The organism is Burkholderia sp. RF2-non_BP3, from assembly GCF_001522185.1.
GTDB classification, from domain to species: Bacteria; Pseudomonadota; Gammaproteobacteria; order Burkholderiales; family Burkholderiaceae; genus Burkholderia; species Burkholderia diffusa.
Window position 1 is genome coordinate 485131 of the sequence record NZ_LOSU01000028.1, and the last position, 15997, is coordinate 501127.

Below are 15997 nucleotides of genomic sequence, written 5' to 3' on the forward strand. Positions count from 1 at the left end.
TTCCTTAATCGTTTATCGTCCCCCTCATGAACGCCGACCCTTCCACCGGGCTGCCCGAGCCCGACCAGATGCGCGCCGCCGCCGAATCGGCATGCGCGCTGCTCAAGGTGCTGTCCAATCCCGACCGGTTGCTGCTGCTCTGCGAGCTGTCGCAGGGCGAACGCTGCGTGAGCGATCTCGAGGCGCGGCTGGACATCCGCCAGCCGACGCTGTCGCAGCAGCTCGGCGTGTTGCGGGACAACGCACTGGTCCGCACGCGCCGTGAAGGCAAGAACATCCACTATTCGCTCGACAGCCCGGCCGTGATCGCGGTGATGGGCGTGCTGTACGAACAGTTCTGCGGCACGGCTGCAAAGGGGACCCGCCATGCAGCTTGATGTGCTTCATTTCACGCCGTGGCTGTCGCTTGCAGGCGGTGTGCTGATCGGGCTGGCGGCCGCGTGGCTCGTTGCGTTCAACGGGCGGATCGCCGGGATCAGCGGCATCGTCGGCGGCTTGTTCACGGCCGGTGCCGCCGCGCGGGACTGGCGTGCCGCGTTCGTCGCCGGGCTGATTGCCGCGCCGCTGATGATGCGTATCGCCGGCGTCGCCGCGGCGCCGCAGGTCGATGCGGGCTGGGGCGAGTTGCTGGCGGCCGGCCTGCTGGTCGGGATCGGTACGCGCTATGCGGGCGGATGCACGAGCGGTCACGGCGTCTGCGGGCTGTCGCGCGGCGCGGCGCGATCGATCGTCGCGACGACGGTGTTCATGGTCGCGGGTTTTGCGACCGTATTCGTGCGACGTCACGTGATCGGAGGCTGACATGCAGGCAGGATTCGCGTTTCTTGCGGGGCTGCTGTTCGGCGCCGGCCTCATCGTGTCGGGGATGGTCAACCCGCAGAAGGTGCTCGGCTTTCTCGACCTGGCAGGCCGCTGGGACCCGTCGCTCGCGTTCGTGATGGCCGGCGCGATCGGCGTTGCCGTGTTCGCGTTCGCCTGGGCGAAGCGTCGGACGCGGTCGTTGCTCGGCCTGCCGATCCAGTGGCCGGCCGTGCGGACGATTACCGTGCGCCTCGTCGCAGGGAGCACCGTGTTCGGCATCGGCTGGGGGCTTGCCGGGTTCTGCCCGGGGCCGGCGATCGTGTCGATCGGACTCGGGTCGGCCAAGGGCATCGCGTTCGTCGTCGCGATGCTGATCGGGATGGCGTTGTTCGAGTGGATCGAGCGCGCGCGGACGGGGCGGTAGCTGGGTGACGTTGCTGCGGCCGAAGTTGTCGGCTCGGGCGCGTTCGATTGCCGCCTGCACCGGTTTCGCGAGCAACTGCGCGTACAGCGCGATGTGACGATCGATGTGATCGCGCGCCATTTTCCGGCCGGCACGCCGCGTTCACCCCGGACGGCCGCCGCGCGGCGATGCGCCGACGATACGATTTCGGCGATTTCATCGGCTGACCGCATGCGCGGCGAGATGCTGACGGATCAGCGACAGGTAGCGATCGCCGACCGAGAAGTCGCGTGCGGCACGCGGCCGCTCGGCCCGGCGCAGCGTGGCCGGCGCGCTCATGCCCAGATACCGGCATACCGCCGACGGGAAGGGCTTGCGTGTATGCCCGAGCTGGCGCGCCGCGCGCTCGACGCGGGCGTCGCCGACCTGCGCACGCAGCCATGCCAGCACTTGGCGATCGGTGTCGTTGACGATACGGACCAGATGTTCCATCGCGCACCTCGCTGTTCATAAATACAGTACTGTAAATATAACCAGTATATGAGGCGGCCGCAAGCGGGCGCGCATGCGCCTGGCCGTTCGGCCAGGGTTCAGCGCACCGGCGCAGGTGGGCGGGCGGCCGGCGATCCGGTCATCCGGGCGGCAGGCGCGGCGGGCGGGACGAGGTTCGCGTAGCGCGCGTCGGTCAGCGTGCCGAGGAACGCGACGATGTCGTCGATTTCCGCGTCGGTCAGCGCGGGCGGCGTGCCCGGCCGGCGGTTCATCGGCGTCGAATTGACGTTGATGTTGCCGCGATACGCGGCCGGCACGTCGTCGAAGGTCCTGGCGCCGTGATACCAGTGGCCGGGGTCGGTCGAGCGCGTGTTGTAGAACGCGACCGCGTCGCGCAGCGTCGCGAACACGCCGTTGTGCATGAACGTCTGCTTGACCGCGACGTTGCGCAGCCCCGGCGTGCGCAGGTAGCCGCACCATTGCGTCGGCTCGGGCCAGCGCAGCCGTGTGGCCGTGTCGCACAGGCCGTTGTCGAAATGGCGCGGATCGCGGTTCGCGGGCAGCGCGCGGTTGCGCGGCACCGCGATCGCGTCGTAGCCGAAATCGGTGAAGAGCGAGCGCTCCGGCCGGCTCGACGTCTCCGACAGCGTATGGCAACTCATGCAGTTGCCCTTGTCGGGATTGCGGAACAGCGTCAGACCGCGCATCTCGGCCGGCGCGAGCGGCTTGCGCGTGCGCAGATACGCGTCGAAGCGCGACGTGAACGGCGCCATGTCGTCGCTCTGCAGATAGGCCTCGACGGCCGAGCCCAGCGCGCGCACCAGTCGCTCGGGGTCGCGCCGCACCGATGCGCCGAAGCGCGCGGCGAGATCGTCCGCCAGTTCGGTGCGGTCGACCTTGCGCAGCAGCGCGGCCGGCGATCGGTTGTTCATCTCGTTCGGATCGAACAGCGGCCCGCGGATCTGTTCGGCGAGCGTGTCCGCGCGGCCGTCGCTGAAGAGGCCGCCGAACGGCGACGGCGCGGGGGCGTCGTCGTCCTGATAGAAGTGGCGGCGCGGCACGTAGCGCACGTAGAGCAGCGACGGCGCGTTGCGCAGGCTGAAACGCCCGTGGCGGCTGCCTTCCGGCACGCCCGGCCCCGCGAGCGAAGCGGCGGACAATGTCGGCGCGAACGCGCGCCCCGGATCGTGGCAGCCCGCGCACGACATGCCGCGCGGCTCGGACAGTCGCGGATCGAAGAAGATCCGGCGGCCCAGCGCGACGAGCGTCGGGTCCGGCGCGAAACGGGCGGCCGCCGCGTCGACCTTGTCGGTCACCTGCGGCGTGCCGTTGCCGATCGTGCCGACGACGCGCGACGGCGGCGCGCCGGGGAGCAGCATCGTCTCGGACGGCGCGGCATGGGCCGCGAACGCCGTGCCGGCGAGCAGGGCGGCGGCAAGTACGCGTACCGTCCATCCGCTGCCGGGGACCGGAACCGAACCGGAAACCCGACGCTCGGCAGCGGTCACCGACGAAACCATCCGCCTCCGCGAGCCGGCCATCCGTCGCCGGCGGCCCGTCGAATCCATCAAATCGTCACTCGATCGAACTGCATCACTCACTGCGCGATGAACCCCGTCTTGTCGCATGCGAGCGTGTTGCCCGACTGGTCGCACGACGCGAGCAGCTTGCCTGCCGCCGAATATGCATGGAACACCCAGCCCGTCGCCGGCGCCGCGCGTCGCTCCATGATCAGGAAGCCGAAGCTGTTGTTGTGCGACAGCCGCTCGATCACGGCGCCCGGCGCGGGCGTCAGGCCGGCCGGGAACGGATCGGGCAGCGCGACGTCGAGGTTGTCGCCGCCATTCCCGGACACGATCGTCGCCGGATGCCCGGACGAGAAGTTGATCGCCTGGAAGTCGTGCACGTGCCCGTGCAGCGCGACGTGGATGCCGGGCGGGTAGTACGCCTGCGCGTTCAGGCTCGCCATCACCGACTGCAGCGCGAGGTTGCCCGGCGCGGGCGTGCTGCCGGCGATCGGCGCGAATGCGAGGATCGGATGGTGGTTCGTGAAGATCGTCGTCGACATGCCGGCTTTCGACGCGAGCGCCGCGACCGTCTGGAACTGCTTCTGGTAGATGCGGAACTGCGCGTCGGTCGTCTTCAGCGGATTGCGGCCGACCTTCGCGGTGTCGAACACGATCACTTGCGTGCCGCCGCCGAGCGACACCGCGTAGGGATCCGAGTAGTTCGCGTCGTCGTCGTTGGCCGGATCATCGCACGAACGGGCCGCCGAATACGGGTGCGGATCGAGGAAGCGGTACCAGCCCTGGCCGGCCCGCGCGCATTCCTCGTGGTTGCCGCGCACGACGACCCACGGCGCCTTCGCGAACAGCGGCGCGGCCGGGCGGAACAGATCGGCCTGCCACGCATCCCAGCCGTAGCCCCACGGGCTGTCCTTGCAGCCGGCGATGTCGGGCGGGCACGCGTTTTCGCGGTAGTGATAGTCGCCGACGTGCAGCACGAGGTCCGGCGACAGCTTCGCGACGCTCGCCGCGATCGTGTCGAACGGCCAGACCGTCGCGTCGTTGCACGCCTGCCATGCGTTGTCGGCCTTCTTCATCCGGCAGCCGGTGTCGGCGATGATCGCGATGCGCTGCGGCTGCGCCTTCGGCAGCGGCAGCGCGCGGCCCGCGACGCTCGCCGTCTGGGCATCGGCCGGCAGCGTCGCTTCGCAGACCGACACCGGGAAGCTCGACGGTTTCGAGTCGGCCGGGGCGCTCGCCGTCGGCCGTTGCGCGACGGTCGCGGCGCCGGCGCGCAGCGTCATGCGCGACAGCTTGCCGTCGACGGACAACTGCGGACAAAGCGGATCGCTCGCGGACGCAGGGCTGTAGTTCGTGACCACGCGTGCGATCGCCTGGTTCGCATCGCCGATCTCGACCCACGCCGCCTGAACGTTGATCGCGGCACTGGCCGGGTCGGCGGGCGTATCGATGTGATTCGAACACGCGGACAGCGCCGCGAGGGCAACAAGCGGAGCGCAGCGCACGAACAGCGCGCGGGAGAGGAGTCGTCGCATGGGAGGCACCGTAGGAAAGCCGTCAACGATACGGAACGCGAATGTAAGAAATGTGAAGGCCGGGGGTACGACGGCCGACACGGCGCGCGAGTCGTGCCGCGTTCACGGGCTTGACCTCAAGCCGGCTTGAAGCAGCATAGTCCGGATCACGGTCAACGATGCGGACAAAAGGAGAATCGACGATGGAAGGAAACCGGACAAACGAAGCGCAGTCTGCGCTGTGGAACGGCCCGTCGGGGCTGGCATGGGTCGACGCGCAGCGCTCGCTCGACCGGATGTTCGAGCCGTTCGAGGCATTGCTCGCGGATGGGGCGGTGGCGGCGTCCGCGAGCAGCGTGCTCGACGTCGGCTGCGGCACCGGCGCGGTGACGCTCGCGATCGCGCGGCGCCTTGGCGCGCACGCGCGCTGTACGGGCCTGGATATTTCGGCGCAGATGCTTGCCGCCGCACGGGCTCGCGCCGAACGCGAGGGCGTTGACGCCGACTTCGTGCATGCCGATGCGCAGACGCATGCGTTCGTGCCGGGAAAGTTCGACCTGATCGTGTCGCGCTTCGGCGTGATGTTCTTCGACGATCCGGTGCAGGCCTTCGCGAACCTGCGGCACGCGGCGCGCCCGAACGCGCGACTGCGATTCGTCGCATGGCGCGGCGCCGCCGACAATCCGTTCATGACGACGGCCGAGCGTGTCGCGGCGCCATTACTGCCGGCCCTGCCGGCGCGGCAGCCGGGGGCACCGGGACAATTCGCGTTCGGCGACCGGCAACGGATCGCGTCGGTCTTGTCGGACAGCGGCTGGGCCGACATCGCGATCGAACCGATCGATATCGCGTGCGCGTTGCCGGCGTCCGCGCTGGACGACTACATCGCGCGACTCGGACCGGTCGGGCTCGCGCTTCGTCAGGTGGACGACGCGACGCGCCGGCGCGTGATCGATACGGTTCGCGCTGCGTTCGAGCGCTACGTGGAGGGCGCGGACGTGCGCTTCGACGCGGCGTGCTGGCTCGTCACCGCGCGGGCGCCGTCCGCATGATGCATCAGGAAAAGGGCGGCAGCCCGTTGTTCGGCATGTGTGCTGCCGTTCATGCGTGAAAGGGCTGCCGCGCCGTGCAAAAGGCGGGTATCAGTCGCGCCTCGCCCGCAACATCAGCCACGCGCAGCCTGCCGCCACGAGCGCGAGCCCCAGCAGCACCGCCTCGACGCCGAGTGCGAAACCGGGCGGCATCTCGCCGCTGTTCGGCATGGGCGACAGGTTGGCGGTGATCGCGATCGCGCCGCCGGCGAGCAGCGCGATGCAGACGATCCAGTAAACCTTGCCGCGCGCGGCGGCGGTGCGGATTCGCCAAAGCGCGAGGCCGACGCCGCCGAGGTAAAGCACCGCGAGCGTCGCGAGCGCGATGAAGTCGCCGGTGCGATCGTTCAGGAGGCCGCTCATGGCACGGCCCCGTCGGGCGCCGCGCGTCGGCTCGACGACAGGAACGCAGCGGTCGGGTTCATTCGGCCTCCGTTGCGTGTCCCGGCGCGCGGCTCAGCAGATGCGTACGCTGGTCGGCTGCGAGCGAGACGTAGCGTTCGTATTGACGCAGGACATCGGCGATCAGTTCGTCGCCGCGCAGATATTCGACGTCGTAGCCGAGCCGGCCGTCCTCGAAGAACGTGACGATGCCGTACACGTGCGGACGCTCCGCTTCCGGCTCGGCCGCTTCGCGTACCAGGAAGGCCGCCGCGGATTTCGCCGTCACGCGCGCGCCGTAGACGAAATCGCGGTGTTCCGCGGTCGGCACGGTCAGCCGCACCGCATCGTCGCTGTCGCGCTGCACGTGTGCGTCGACGCCGCCCGAGCGCAGTTCGTCGGCGACTTTGCGCAGCGCGGGCTCGACGGTTTCCGCGACGAACTGGCGCGCGTCGGACTCGGTCGTCTGCCGCAGGATATGCGTCAGCCGATGGCGCCAGTGCTGGCCGGTCCAGAAGCTCGTCGCGGGCGCGACGTCCTGCGAATAGTGCGCACGATCGGCCGCGAGCCCGCGCCACAGCCCGTAACACAGCGCGAGCATGATCAAGGCGACCGGCAATGCGGCGATCAACGTCATCGCCTGCAGCGCGCCGAGCCCGCCCGCGACCAGCAGCACGGCCGCCGTCACGCCCAGCAGCGCAGCCCAGAACAGCCGCTGCCAGACCGGCGAATGCGCGGCGCCGCGCGTCGCGATCTGGTCGATCACGAATGCGCCGGAATCGGCGGACGTGACGAAGAACACCGCGATCAGCACGATCGCGACGATCGACAGCAACTGCGGAAGCGGCAAGAAATCGAAGAAACGGAACAGCAACGCATCGACACTGCCGGCCGTCTGCGCGAGCGCGCCGGCCGCGCCGTGCGTGTCGAGCCAGATCGCGCTGTTGCCGAACACGGTCATCCACACGAGGTTGAATGCGGTCGGCACGAGCAACACGCCGATCACGAACTGGCGGATCGTACGGCCGCGCGAGATGCGCGCGATGAACATGCCGACGAACGGCGACCACGACACCCACCATGCCCAGTAGAGGATCGTCCAGCCGCCGAACCAGCCTTCCTCGCGCGGCGGCGCGTACGCATAGGTGCGGAACGACAGGTCGACGAGATTCGACAGGTACTGGCCGATGTTGTCGCCGAGCGCGCGCAGCAGGAACGACGTCGGGCCCGCGACGACCACGAACGCGAGCAACAGGAACGCCAGCAGCAGGTTCAGCTCGGACAGCCGCCGCACGCCCTTGTCGAGACCGCTCGCGGCCGATGCGCCGGCCAGGATCACGACGATCACGACGAGCCCGATGCGGAACGCGTTGCCGCTCGTATCCCAGCCGGCGACCGTATGCAGGCCCGCGCTCAACTGCATCACACCGTAGCCGAGCGTCGTCGCGATGCCCGCGACCGTGCCGACCAGCGCGAACGCGTCGACCGTGTGGCCGATCCAGCCGTTCACGCGCTCGCGCAGCACCGGATACAGCCCGGAGCGCAGCGTCAGCGGCAGGTTGTAGCGGAATCCGAAGTATGCGAGCACGAGCCCCATCAGCCCGTAGATCGCCCACGCATGGAAGCCCCAGTGGAAGAAGGTCATCAGCATCGCTTCGCGCGCGGCGGCCGGCGTGCCGGGGTCCACGGTCGGCGGCTTCAGGAAGTGCTGCATCGGCTCGCCGACGCCGAAGTACATGAGGCCGATGCCCATGCCCGCAGCGAACAGCATGGCCGTCCACGACAGGAAGCTGAATTCGGGCTCGGCGTCGTCGGGGCCGAGCCGGATGTTGCCGAAGTCGCTCGCCGCGATCAGCACGAGAAACACGAGGAACGTGGTGACGGCGAGCACGTAGAACCAGTCGAAGCGCGCGACGACCCATTGCTGGCCGGAGGAGAAGAGCGCGCCTGCTTCGGTCGGGCGCAGCGCGCACACGACGAGCAGTGCACCGATGACCGCGAGCGCGGGCAGCACGACCTGCGGCTTGAATGTCGTGCGGGGCGAGGAACGGGAATCTGGCATGGCTGGCATCCAGTTGTGGGCGCAACGAGGCGCGACGCCGCCCGGCGCGCGTGTCGCGCGTCGGACCCTGATACGGCGTGCGTCGAGTGTACCGCGGTGTCAGGACTGCAAGAAGGGATATGCAGCAGGGAAAACCTGACGAATTGTAAGGTATCGGGGCGATCGCGAAAACCCGCACGCCGCGCGTTGCGTGCGAAATAGGTGGATCACGAACGTCAAACCGGCGCCCCGGACGATGCCGGATCGTCCGGGGCGCAAGCAACGGAGGCGCGGCCGTACGGGTTCAGAACGTCACGGCGATCCCGGCCATGCCGACGAACTGGCCGTGCGTCGTCGACGGCGTGAGCTGCTGCGAATCGCCGACGATCGGCGCCGCGTCGACGACATGGCCGGCGCCCAGCGCGCCGAGCGTCCGTCCGCTCGAATGCGTATACGCCTGCAGCGCATACAGCGTCGTGCGCTTCGACAGGCTGTACGACTCCTTCAGCGAATACTGCTGGTAACGGGCCGCGTCCGACACGCCGTTCGCCTTCGACGCGAGCGTGTACGCGAACGCGCCGGCCACCGAGAACGTCGGCGTGAAGCGATACGCGGCGAGCGCGCCGTAGGTGTTGAACACGGCCGTGTCCGTGAACGCGGAGCCGTTGCCGGGCAGATACTTCACGTTCGAGTAGTTGAGGCCCATCGTCAGGTTGCCGAGCGTGTAGTTGCCGGCCGCCGCGACCTGCTCGACGGCCTTCGCGGTCAGGTAGCCCTGGTTCAGCACGGACACCGCGAAGCTGCCCGACGCGGCGGTCGCCGGATTCAGGAAGCCCGCCGTCGAACCCGAGCTGTTGATGCGCAGGTAACCGGCCGCGATCCCGACCGGCCCGTTCGCATAGCGCAGCGCGGCGCTGAACGTGTTGCCCTTGCCGGTCGCGCCGGCGATGCCGCCGAACGCATACATCGCGCTCGCGGTCAGCCCGGACAAGGTCGGAGACGTATAGGTGACGGAGTTGTTGACGCGGATCGTCGTGTCGAGCCCGTCGATGTCGCCCGGATGCGCGCCCGTCGCGCCGGTCAGCCAGCTGCTCGCCGCGTATGGGCCGACCAGCAGGAAGTACGGCGTGTACTGGCGGCCGGCCGTCATCGTGCCGTAATGATCGTTGCGCAGCCCGACGAAGGCCTGGCGGTTGAAGATCGTGCCGGCGGCGGCCTGCGCACCGGTGTTCAGGTTGAAGCCGGATTGCAGGTCGAAGATCGCGTGCGTGCCGCCGCCGAGATCCTCGTCGCCGCGCAGCCCGAACTTCGACGCATACAGGTTGCCGTCGCGCATGTACACGTTCGAGTGGCCTTGCTGGTTGTTCACGTACGCGAGCGAATCGTCGACCACGCCGTACAGCGTCACGCTGCTCTGCGCATGGGCGGCGGAAGCGCCGAGCGACGCGGCCGATAAAATCAGGATTGCAGAGTAGTGATGCGATGCTTTCATTGACGATCTCCAAGTCTCTTCAAGAGGGCGGGAGGCTGCTCGGCCTCCTCTTTGGTGGAGGGCGGGCCGTGTGCGCGGCCCGCCCGATCCGAGGGTTCGGCGTTTTCCCGCGCTTGCGCGGTCAGTCGTCGAGTGCCACGACGACGCGACGCCACGCGCCGTCCCGCGCATCGTGTTCGACGCGCGCACCGCGCACGGCAAGCGCGCCTTGCAGCGATGCCGGCAGCAGGATCTCCACGCGCTCGGCGGGGCGGTTCATGCGGCCATCCCAGCGGACCGACACGCCGAGTTCGCCCGACGCCGTGCGTCCGGTCTCGATGCGCCACAGACCGTATTCGCCGTCGCGCCACGCTTCCGTTTCGCCGTCGTCCTCGACGCATTCGCCGTACGCAACGCCGTCCTCGATGCGCGGCGCGACGAGGAAGCCGCGCGTGTCCGCGCGTGCGCCGAACCGTTGCTCGGCGACGTTCAGCGGCAACACGCGGCCTTCGCGCAACAACATCACCGGCGTGTCGAGCGGCGCGGGCAGCGTCACGTTCGCGCCGCCGTCGAACGACTGCGCGCTCGCGCAGCACACCCAGCGCGCACCGGACGGCAGGTAGACCGCGCGCTCCGTGCGGCCCGGCTCGACGACCGGCGCGACCAGCAGCGCGTCGCCGAGCATCATGTCGTCGCATTCGTCGTAGCAGCGCGGGTCGCCGGGGAAATCGCCGAAGGTCGGCCGCAGCACGGGCTCGTAGCGCGTGGTCGACAGCCACAGCAGGTGATAGAGGTAAGGCAGCAGCCGGTAGCGCTGCTTGATCAGCGACGCGATCCGCGTGGTGATCTCCGGATACATCCACGGTTCGTTGACGGTGCCGTCGTCGTTCCACGAATGGATGCTGAAGCGCGGCATGAAGATGCCGAACTGCACCCAGCGCAGCAGCAGCTCGGGCGACGGCGCGGGGCCGGAGAAGCCGCCGATGTCGTGACCGATGTTCGACACGCCCGACAACGCGAGCCCGAGGCCCATCTTGAGGTTGTAGCGCAGCGTTTCCCACGACGTGTAGTTGTCGCCGGACCAGGTCTGCACGTAACGCTGCATGCCGGCGCCGCCGGAGCGCGACACGAGGAACGGCCGCTGCGCCGGCGCATGCGCGCGCTGGGCTTCGCGCGACGCGCGCATCATCAGCATCGTCTGCAGCACCTTCGCCTCGCGCGCGGGAAACGGCTGGCCGAAGCCGTGCGCGATCGCGTCGGGCGACCAGATCTCGTATTCGTTGTTGTCGTTCCACGTCGACTCGATTCCGTAGTCGAGCAGCGCCGACGTGACCTGCTCGCGCCACCAGCGGTACGCGTCCGGTTGCGTGAAGTCGAGATACGCGCCGACCTCGTCCCAGAACTGCACCCATGCCGGTTCGCCGGATGCCGAGCGGATCAGCAGCCCGCGCCGCGCGGCGTCGTCGAACGCCGGGTGGTCGCGCAGCAGGCACGGCTTGATGTTCGCGCACAGGCGGATGCCGTGGTCGCGGTAGTGCTTCACGAAACCCTTCGCGTCGGGAAATTTCTCGCGGTTCCAGTTGAACACGTAGCGCTTCGCGCCGATCGACGTATAGCCCGACGACAGGTGGAACGAGTCGCACAGGATGTCGTGTGATTCGCACTGCTCGACGAACTGGTTCATCTGCCGCTGCGCGTCCGGCGCGTCGGTGTAGCTCATCGTCGAGCCTGAATAGCCGAGCCCCCATTTCGGCGTGCGCGCCGGGCGTCCGGTGAGCCACGTGAAGCGCCGGGCGGCCGCGAGCGGCGTGTCGGGCGACGCGATGAAGTAGTAGTCGAGATCGCCGTGCTCGGCGACGAAGTAGCGGTAGAGCCCGTGGTAGTTGTCGAGTTCGCGGCCCATGTCGAACGCGCAATCCGACAGCGTGTCGTAGAACAGCCCGAAGCCCTGGCACGCGCCGGGCGACCACGTGACGTAGAACGGAATGTGCTTGTAGAGCGGGTCCGTGTGCTTCGCGCTGTAACCCATCGCGTCGATGTTGCGCATCTCGAAGCGCGCGCCGGTGCGGTCGAGGTCGCCCGCGCGCTCGCCGAGACCGAACACCTTGTCGCCGCGCTCGCGGGCGACGTAGTGATAGGCGCGATCGTCCCACCAGCCGAAGTTGTACGCCTGCGTCGCGCGGTCGGCGAGCACGACGCGCCACGCGTCGTCCGCGCCGCGCATCGACCACGTGCAATGGCCGCCCTGCAGTTTCACGTCGAGGCGGATCTGCGCGGTTTCGATGCGCACGCCGCCGTCGTCTTCGACGAAGTCGTAGGCCGGCAGCGCGAAGCCGCTCAGGTCGAGGCGGTCGCGCCCGTCGAGCGGCACGTCGTCGAGGCCCGGTGCGATCGTCCAGGTGCGCGGGGTGCGCGCCGTCGCGTCGGGCAGCACGCGCACGCGCACGATGTCATCCTCGAGCACGAAGATCTCGAGGGTCGCGCCCGCGTCGGACGCGAGCAGCACACGGTTCGCCTGCCGGTCGGCGACGCGGAACACGGGCGGATGAAGAAGCGAAGTCATGAAGGCGATTCCTGGTGAAGACGGAGGTCAGGCGTGCTGCGCGAGCAGGCGTTCCTGCTTCGACTGCCCGCGGATCAGCACCGCGAGCAGCGTCACGCCGATGATGTCGAACAGGCCGAGGCACGCGAACAGCGGTGCGTAGCCGATCTTGTCGGCGAGCGCGCCGACCAGCAGCGAGAAGCCGAGGCCGCCGATCCACGCGGCCATGCCCGCGAAGCCGCTGGCGGTGCCGACTTCCTCGGGATCGAACACGTCGGCCGACAGCGTGTTGACGAGCGCGGAGATCATCTGGTGCGCGAAGCCGCCGACGCAGAACAGGCCGATGGCCGTGTACGGCGACGACACGAGCCCGATCATCGCCGGCCCCAGCATCAGCACCGCGCCGAGTGCGACGCCGGCGACACGCGACCACACGAGCGGCAGTTTGAACCGGTTCGCGAGGTAGGGCGACAGGTAGCCGCCCGCGATGCCGCCGGCGTCGGCCGCGAGAAACGGCATCCACGCGAACACGGCGATCTGCGTGAGCGGCATGTGGCGTTCGGTGGCGAGGTACAGCGGAATCCAGAAGCTGAAGGTCTGCCATGCGGGTTCCGCGAAGAAGCGCGGCAGCGCGATCGCCCAGAAGCGCCGCGCGGTGACGACGTCGCGAATCCGGCGCTTCGACGCGGCCGGCATCGTGGCCTGACCGTCGCGGATCAGCGTGCGCTCCTGCGACGTGATGCGCGGATGATCGGACGGCGACCGGTACTGCGTGTACCAGAGCGCGGCCCACACGAAGCCGAGCGCGCCGGTGACCATGAACGCGGATTGCCAGCCGAACCGCATCGACAGGAACACGACGAGCGGCGGCGCGATCGCGGCGCCGAGCGACGTGCCCGCGTTGAAGTAGCCGACCGCGACGGATTTCTCGCGATCGGGAAACCATTCGGCGACGGCCTTCATCCCCGACGGGATCGCGGCGGCCTCGAACAGCCCGAGCAAGCCGCGCAGGATGCCGAGCGACAGCCAGCCCGACGCGAAGCCGTGCGCGACGCCGACCACCGACCACAGCATCGCGAACAGCGCGAAGCCGAGCCGCAGGCCGATCAGGTCGACGATGAACCCGCATACCGGCTGCATGATCGTGTAGCCGATCTGGAACGCCCCGACGATATACGAATACTGCTGCGTCGAGATCGCGAACACCTGCTTCAGTTCCGGTGCGAGCACCGCGAGGGAATTTCGTGCGAGGTAGTTGAGGATCGTGCCGAGACATACCAGCACGATGATCCACCAGCGCAACGCCTTGACTGTTTTCACTGCTGTCTCCTGAGCCATGCAAGTCGCCCGGCGGGGGCGTCTTTTGCGGGTCATGTTTGTACGATGTCCGATCTTGATGGGCGACCGATTCACCTGATTTTTATCGGAATCACCGCGTTCAATCGAACATTTCGCTGCTGTTGAAGGTCAATGTTATCGGACGACTGATCATTTTCGAGCATCCTATGTTCGAATTCGAATCCGGTCAACGTGAATCTGCATTCGAACGAACATCCTCGGGGTATTCCCGATATGTCCGCGGACAGGAGCCCCCGGTGCATTGCGCGACGAGTGGCGCCGGATGTCTGCTCGGCGAGGCCGAGCGGCCGTCGCTCGACCGACTGCATCAGGCGGGCCCGGCAGGGGGCGTGACAACCCTGATGAAAATTTATTTTTTTCCTGCCGGCAGATTGTGTAAATTGATTTTCATCCACCTTGCAAAACCATTCGCATGACGCCTCTCGTTCCGCACGATGCCAGTCACGACGAATCCGCGATCGCGGAGCGCATCGCCTCGGCCATGCCGCGAATGACGCCGATCCACCGCCGGATGGGCGAATTCGTGCTCGCGAATCCGTTTCGCGCGGCGACGATGCGGATCGACGAGCTGGCGCAGGCCGTGAATGCGTCGATCGCCACCGCGAACCGCTTCGCGAAGGCGCTCGGCTTCGACGGCTATCCGGCGATGCGCGCGGCGCTCGTGCGCGGCTTCGAGGCCACGCTCGGCCCGGTCGAGCGGCTGCGTTCCGCGCAGGAGCAGGAACAGGAGCACGAGCAGGGCGTGCGCGGCGCCGCGTGGATCGACGCGGTGTTCGACCAGGCCGTCGCGAACATCGAGAACACGCGTGCGCAACTGGATGCGGCCGACGTCGAGGCGGCCGTCGAGGCGATCGTCGGCGCGCGGCGCGTGCTGATTCTCGGCGCCGGTTCGAGCGCCTTTCTGGCCGGGCTGATGGAACACGGATTGTCGGTGTGTCACGACAACGTGCAGTCGCTCGCGCTGCTCGGCGGCCCGTCGCATGCGGCGCGGCGCCTGTACACGGCCGACTCGCGCGATCTCGTGATCGCGCTCGCGTTTCCGCGCTACGTCAAGGACACGATCGAACTGGCCCGCCGCGCGGCCGCGCGCGGCGCGCGCGTGCTCGGCATCTCCGACGGGCCCGGCTCGCCGCTTGCGCCGATCGCGTCGCTGAATCTGTACGTCAAGGCCGAACGGCGTTTCGCGGCCACGTCGGAAGCGGCCGTGCTGACGATGATCGAGGCGCTGATCGACGCAGTCGCGCTGCGCACGCACCGCTCCGCGAAGTCCGCCGCCGAAATGACCGAATTCCTGTTGCCGTGGCTGATCCACCCGCAAGCGGCGCTGCCGGCCGCCAACCCTTCTTCCTCCGGTCCGAAAAAATCATGACTTCACCCGCGATCGTCGCGATTCACGGCGGTGCAGGCACGATCCTGCGCGATGCGATGGACACCGACACCGAACGCCAATACCGCGCCGAACTCACCGCGATCCTGCAGGCCGCGCAACACGTGCTCGCCGATGGCGGCAGCGCGCTCGACGCCGTGACCGTCGCGGTGCGGCTGCTCGAGGACTGTCCGCTGTTCAATGCGGGGCGCGGCGCCGTCTATACGGCCGAAGGCAAGCACGAACTCGACGCGGCGGTCATGGACGGCACGACGCTCGCGGCCGGCGCGATCTGCTGCGCGACCCGCGTGCGCAATCCGGTGCTCGCCGCACGACGCGTGATGGAGGCGAGCGAGCACGTGCTGCTGGCAGGCGCGGGCGCCGACGCGTTCGCGGCCGCACAGGGCCTCGAACTCGCCGAGCCCGGCTACTTCGACACGGAAGCGCGTCATGCCCAGTGGGTCAAGGCGCGCGCGGCGGCCGGCACGATGCTCGATCACGATGCCGCGACCTTCGCCTTCGGCGCCGGGCAGCCGGCCGAGCCGCTCGATCCCGACCGCAAGCACGGCACGGTCGGCGCGGTCGCGTGCGACGTGCACGGCCATATCGCGGCGGCGACGTCGACCGGCGGCATCACGAACAAGCAGCCCGGCCGCGTCGGCGATTCGCCGATCATCGGCGCCGGCTGCTACGCGGACGACGCGACCTGCGCGGTATCCGCGACGGGCACCGGCGAGATGTTCATCCGGCTCGCGACCGCGCATGACGTGGCCGCGCAGATGGCCTATCGCGGCGCATCGCTCGCCGATGCCGCGCACGACGCCGTGATGAACAAGCTGTCGCGCCTGGCCGGGCGCGGCGGGATCGTCGCGGTCGACGCGCACGGCAACGTCGCGATGCCGTTCAACACGGAAGGGATGTATCGCGGCTACGCACGCGTCGGCGAGACGCCCGTGGTCGGCATCTATCGCGACGATGCGGCCTGATTCCGGACCGCACGAGGAGACCTC

At 68.6% G+C, this 15997-nt stretch carries 15 protein-coding genes; 7 read left to right on the top strand and 8 right to left on the bottom strand.

Translation table 11 applies throughout. From position 1 onward, the window contains the following. Positions 1–26: 26 nt before the first annotated feature. The 3 genes from WS45_RS12645 to WS45_RS12655 are packed head-to-tail and all read left to right on the top strand — an operon-like array spanning position 27 to position 1225. Positions 27–377, top strand: a complete 351-nt coding sequence (locus tag WS45_RS12645) for an ArsR/SmtB family transcription factor (RefSeq protein ID WP_059525037.1) — start codon at positions 27–29, stop codon at positions 375–377. Then, a complete protein-coding gene (locus WS45_RS12650) occupies positions 367–801 on the top strand; it encodes a YeeE/YedE family protein (RefSeq protein ID WP_059700126.1) in 435 nt (144 codons plus the stop codon). Before WS45_RS12645 ends, WS45_RS12650 begins: the two co-directional genes overlap by 11 nt. 1 nt (position 802) lies before the next feature. Next, a complete protein-coding gene (locus tag WS45_RS12655; protein ID WP_059700128.1) occupies positions 803–1225 on the top strand; it encodes a DUF6691 family protein in 423 nt (140 codons plus the stop codon). Between the two features lie 195 nt (positions 1226–1420). Here the strand turns inward: WS45_RS12655 and WS45_RS12660 are convergent, their stop codons facing one another. From WS45_RS12660 to WS45_RS12670, 3 genes are all read right to left on the bottom strand, one after another. Beyond that, on the bottom strand, positions 1421–1696 hold the full coding sequence (locus tag WS45_RS12660; protein ID WP_059525043.1) for a hypothetical protein: 276 nt from the start codon (positions 1694–1696) through the stop codon (positions 1421–1423). A 98-nt stretch (positions 1697–1794) separates the two neighbouring features. After that, positions 1795–3123 carry a cytochrome-c peroxidase gene (locus tag WS45_RS12665; protein ID WP_059700582.1) on the bottom strand — a complete coding sequence of 443 codons (1329 nt, stop codon included), beginning with the start codon at positions 3121–3123 and terminating at the stop codon, positions 1795–1797. A gap of 170 nt (positions 3124–3293) precedes the next feature. Further along, positions 3294–4757 (bottom strand): metallophosphoesterase family protein, encoded by a 1464-nt coding sequence (locus WS45_RS12670; protein WP_059700130.1) that lies wholly within the window; start codon positions 4755–4757, stop codon positions 3294–3296. Positions 4758–4939: 182 nt separating this feature from the next. Here WS45_RS12670 and WS45_RS12675 point away from each other — a divergent pair, with 182 nt between their 5' ends. Then, positions 4940–5788: a class I SAM-dependent methyltransferase gene (locus WS45_RS12675; RefSeq protein WP_059700132.1), complete on the top strand. Its 849-nt coding sequence runs from the start codon at positions 4940–4942 to the stop codon at positions 5786–5788. A gap of 90 nt (positions 5789–5878) precedes the next feature. On the opposite strand, the gene WS45_RS12680 is transcribed toward WS45_RS12675, so the two are convergent. The 5 genes from WS45_RS12680 to WS45_RS12700 all read right to left on the bottom strand — a co-directional run bounded on the left by WS45_RS12680 (position 5879) and on the right by WS45_RS12700 (position 13582). Then, on the bottom strand, positions 5879–6190 hold the full coding sequence (locus tag WS45_RS12680; RefSeq protein ID WP_059700134.1) for a hypothetical protein: 312 nt from the start codon (positions 6188–6190) through the stop codon (positions 5879–5881). Between the two features lie 58 nt (positions 6191–6248). Then, positions 6249–8270, bottom strand: a complete 2022-nt coding sequence (locus WS45_RS12685; RefSeq protein ID WP_059700136.1) for a BCCT family transporter — start codon at positions 8268–8270, stop codon at positions 6249–6251. Between the two features lie 283 nt (positions 8271–8553). Continuing rightward, a complete protein-coding gene (locus tag WS45_RS12690; protein ID WP_059700138.1) occupies positions 8554–9741 on the bottom strand; it encodes a porin in 1188 nt (395 codons plus the stop codon). A 121-nt stretch (positions 9742–9862) separates the two neighbouring features. Next, the gene (locus tag WS45_RS12695; protein ID WP_059700140.1) at positions 9863–12283 is read right to left on the bottom strand and encodes a glycoside hydrolase family 31 protein; all 2421 of its coding nucleotides are present in this window, start codon (positions 12281–12283) and stop codon (positions 9863–9865) included. Positions 12284–12310: 27 nt separating this feature from the next. Continuing rightward, a complete protein-coding gene (locus WS45_RS12700; RefSeq protein ID WP_059525059.1) occupies positions 12311–13582 on the bottom strand; it encodes an MFS transporter in 1272 nt (423 codons plus the stop codon). Between the two features lie 185 nt (positions 13583–13767). On the opposite strand from WS45_RS12700, the gene WS45_RS34940 reads away from it, so the two are divergent. The 3 genes from WS45_RS34940 to WS45_RS12710 are packed head-to-tail and all read left to right on the top strand — an operon-like array spanning position 13768 to position 15973. Continuing rightward, entirely contained in the window at positions 13768–14037 is a 270-nt protein-coding gene (locus WS45_RS34940) for a hypothetical protein (RefSeq protein ID WP_156437135.1), read from the top strand. Continuing rightward, a complete protein-coding gene (locus WS45_RS12705; protein WP_059700142.1) occupies positions 14034–14990 on the top strand; it encodes a MurR/RpiR family transcriptional regulator in 957 nt (318 codons plus the stop codon). The genes WS45_RS34940 and WS45_RS12705 overlap by 4 nt, the downstream gene beginning before the upstream one ends. Then, a complete protein-coding gene (locus WS45_RS12710) occupies positions 14987–15973 on the top strand; it encodes an isoaspartyl peptidase/L-asparaginase family protein (protein WP_059700145.1) in 987 nt (328 codons plus the stop codon). The genes WS45_RS12705 and WS45_RS12710 overlap by 4 nt, the downstream gene beginning before the upstream one ends. Positions 15974–15997: the final 24 nt, after the last annotated feature.

Coding starts and splice junctions, on each gene's coding strand:
- WS45_RS12675 (WP_059700132.1), top strand. CDS start 4,940: ATGGAAGGAAACCGGACAAACGAAGCGCAGTCTGCGCTGTGGAACGGC.
- WS45_RS34940 (WP_156437135.1), top strand. CDS start 13,768: ATGTTCGAATTCGAATCCGGTCAACGTGAATCTGCATTCGAACGAACA.
- WS45_RS12650 (WP_059700126.1), top strand. CDS start 367: ATGCAGCTTGATGTGCTTCATTTCACGCCGTGGCTGTCGCTTGCAGGC.
- WS45_RS12660 (WP_059525043.1), bottom strand. CDS start 1,696: ATGGAACATCTGGTCCGTATCGTCAACGACACCGATCGCCAAGTGCTG.
- WS45_RS12680 (WP_059700134.1), bottom strand. CDS start 6,190: ATGAGCGGCCTCCTGAACGATCGCACCGGCGACTTCATCGCGCTCGCG.
- WS45_RS12705 (WP_059700142.1), top strand. CDS start 14,034: ATGACGCCTCTCGTTCCGCACGATGCCAGTCACGACGAATCCGCGATC.
- WS45_RS12685 (WP_059700136.1), bottom strand. CDS start 8,270: ATGCCAGATTCCCGTTCCTCGCCCCGCACGACATTCAAGCCGCAGGTC.
- WS45_RS12695 (WP_059700140.1), bottom strand. CDS start 12,283: ATGACTTCGCTTCTTCATCCGCCCGTGTTCCGCGTCGCCGACCGGCAG.
- WS45_RS12670 (WP_059700130.1), bottom strand. CDS start 4,757: ATGCGACGACTCCTCTCCCGCGCGCTGTTCGTGCGCTGCGCTCCGCTT.
- WS45_RS12710 (WP_059700145.1), top strand. CDS start 14,987: ATGACTTCACCCGCGATCGTCGCGATTCACGGCGGTGCAGGCACGATC.
- WS45_RS12690 (WP_059700138.1), bottom strand. CDS start 9,741: ATGAAAGCATCGCATCACTACTCTGCAATCCTGATTTTATCGGCCGCG.
- WS45_RS12645 (WP_059525037.1), top strand. CDS start 27: ATGAACGCCGACCCTTCCACCGGGCTGCCCGAGCCCGACCAGATGCGC.
- WS45_RS12655 (WP_059700128.1), top strand. CDS start 803: ATGCAGGCAGGATTCGCGTTTCTTGCGGGGCTGCTGTTCGGCGCCGGC.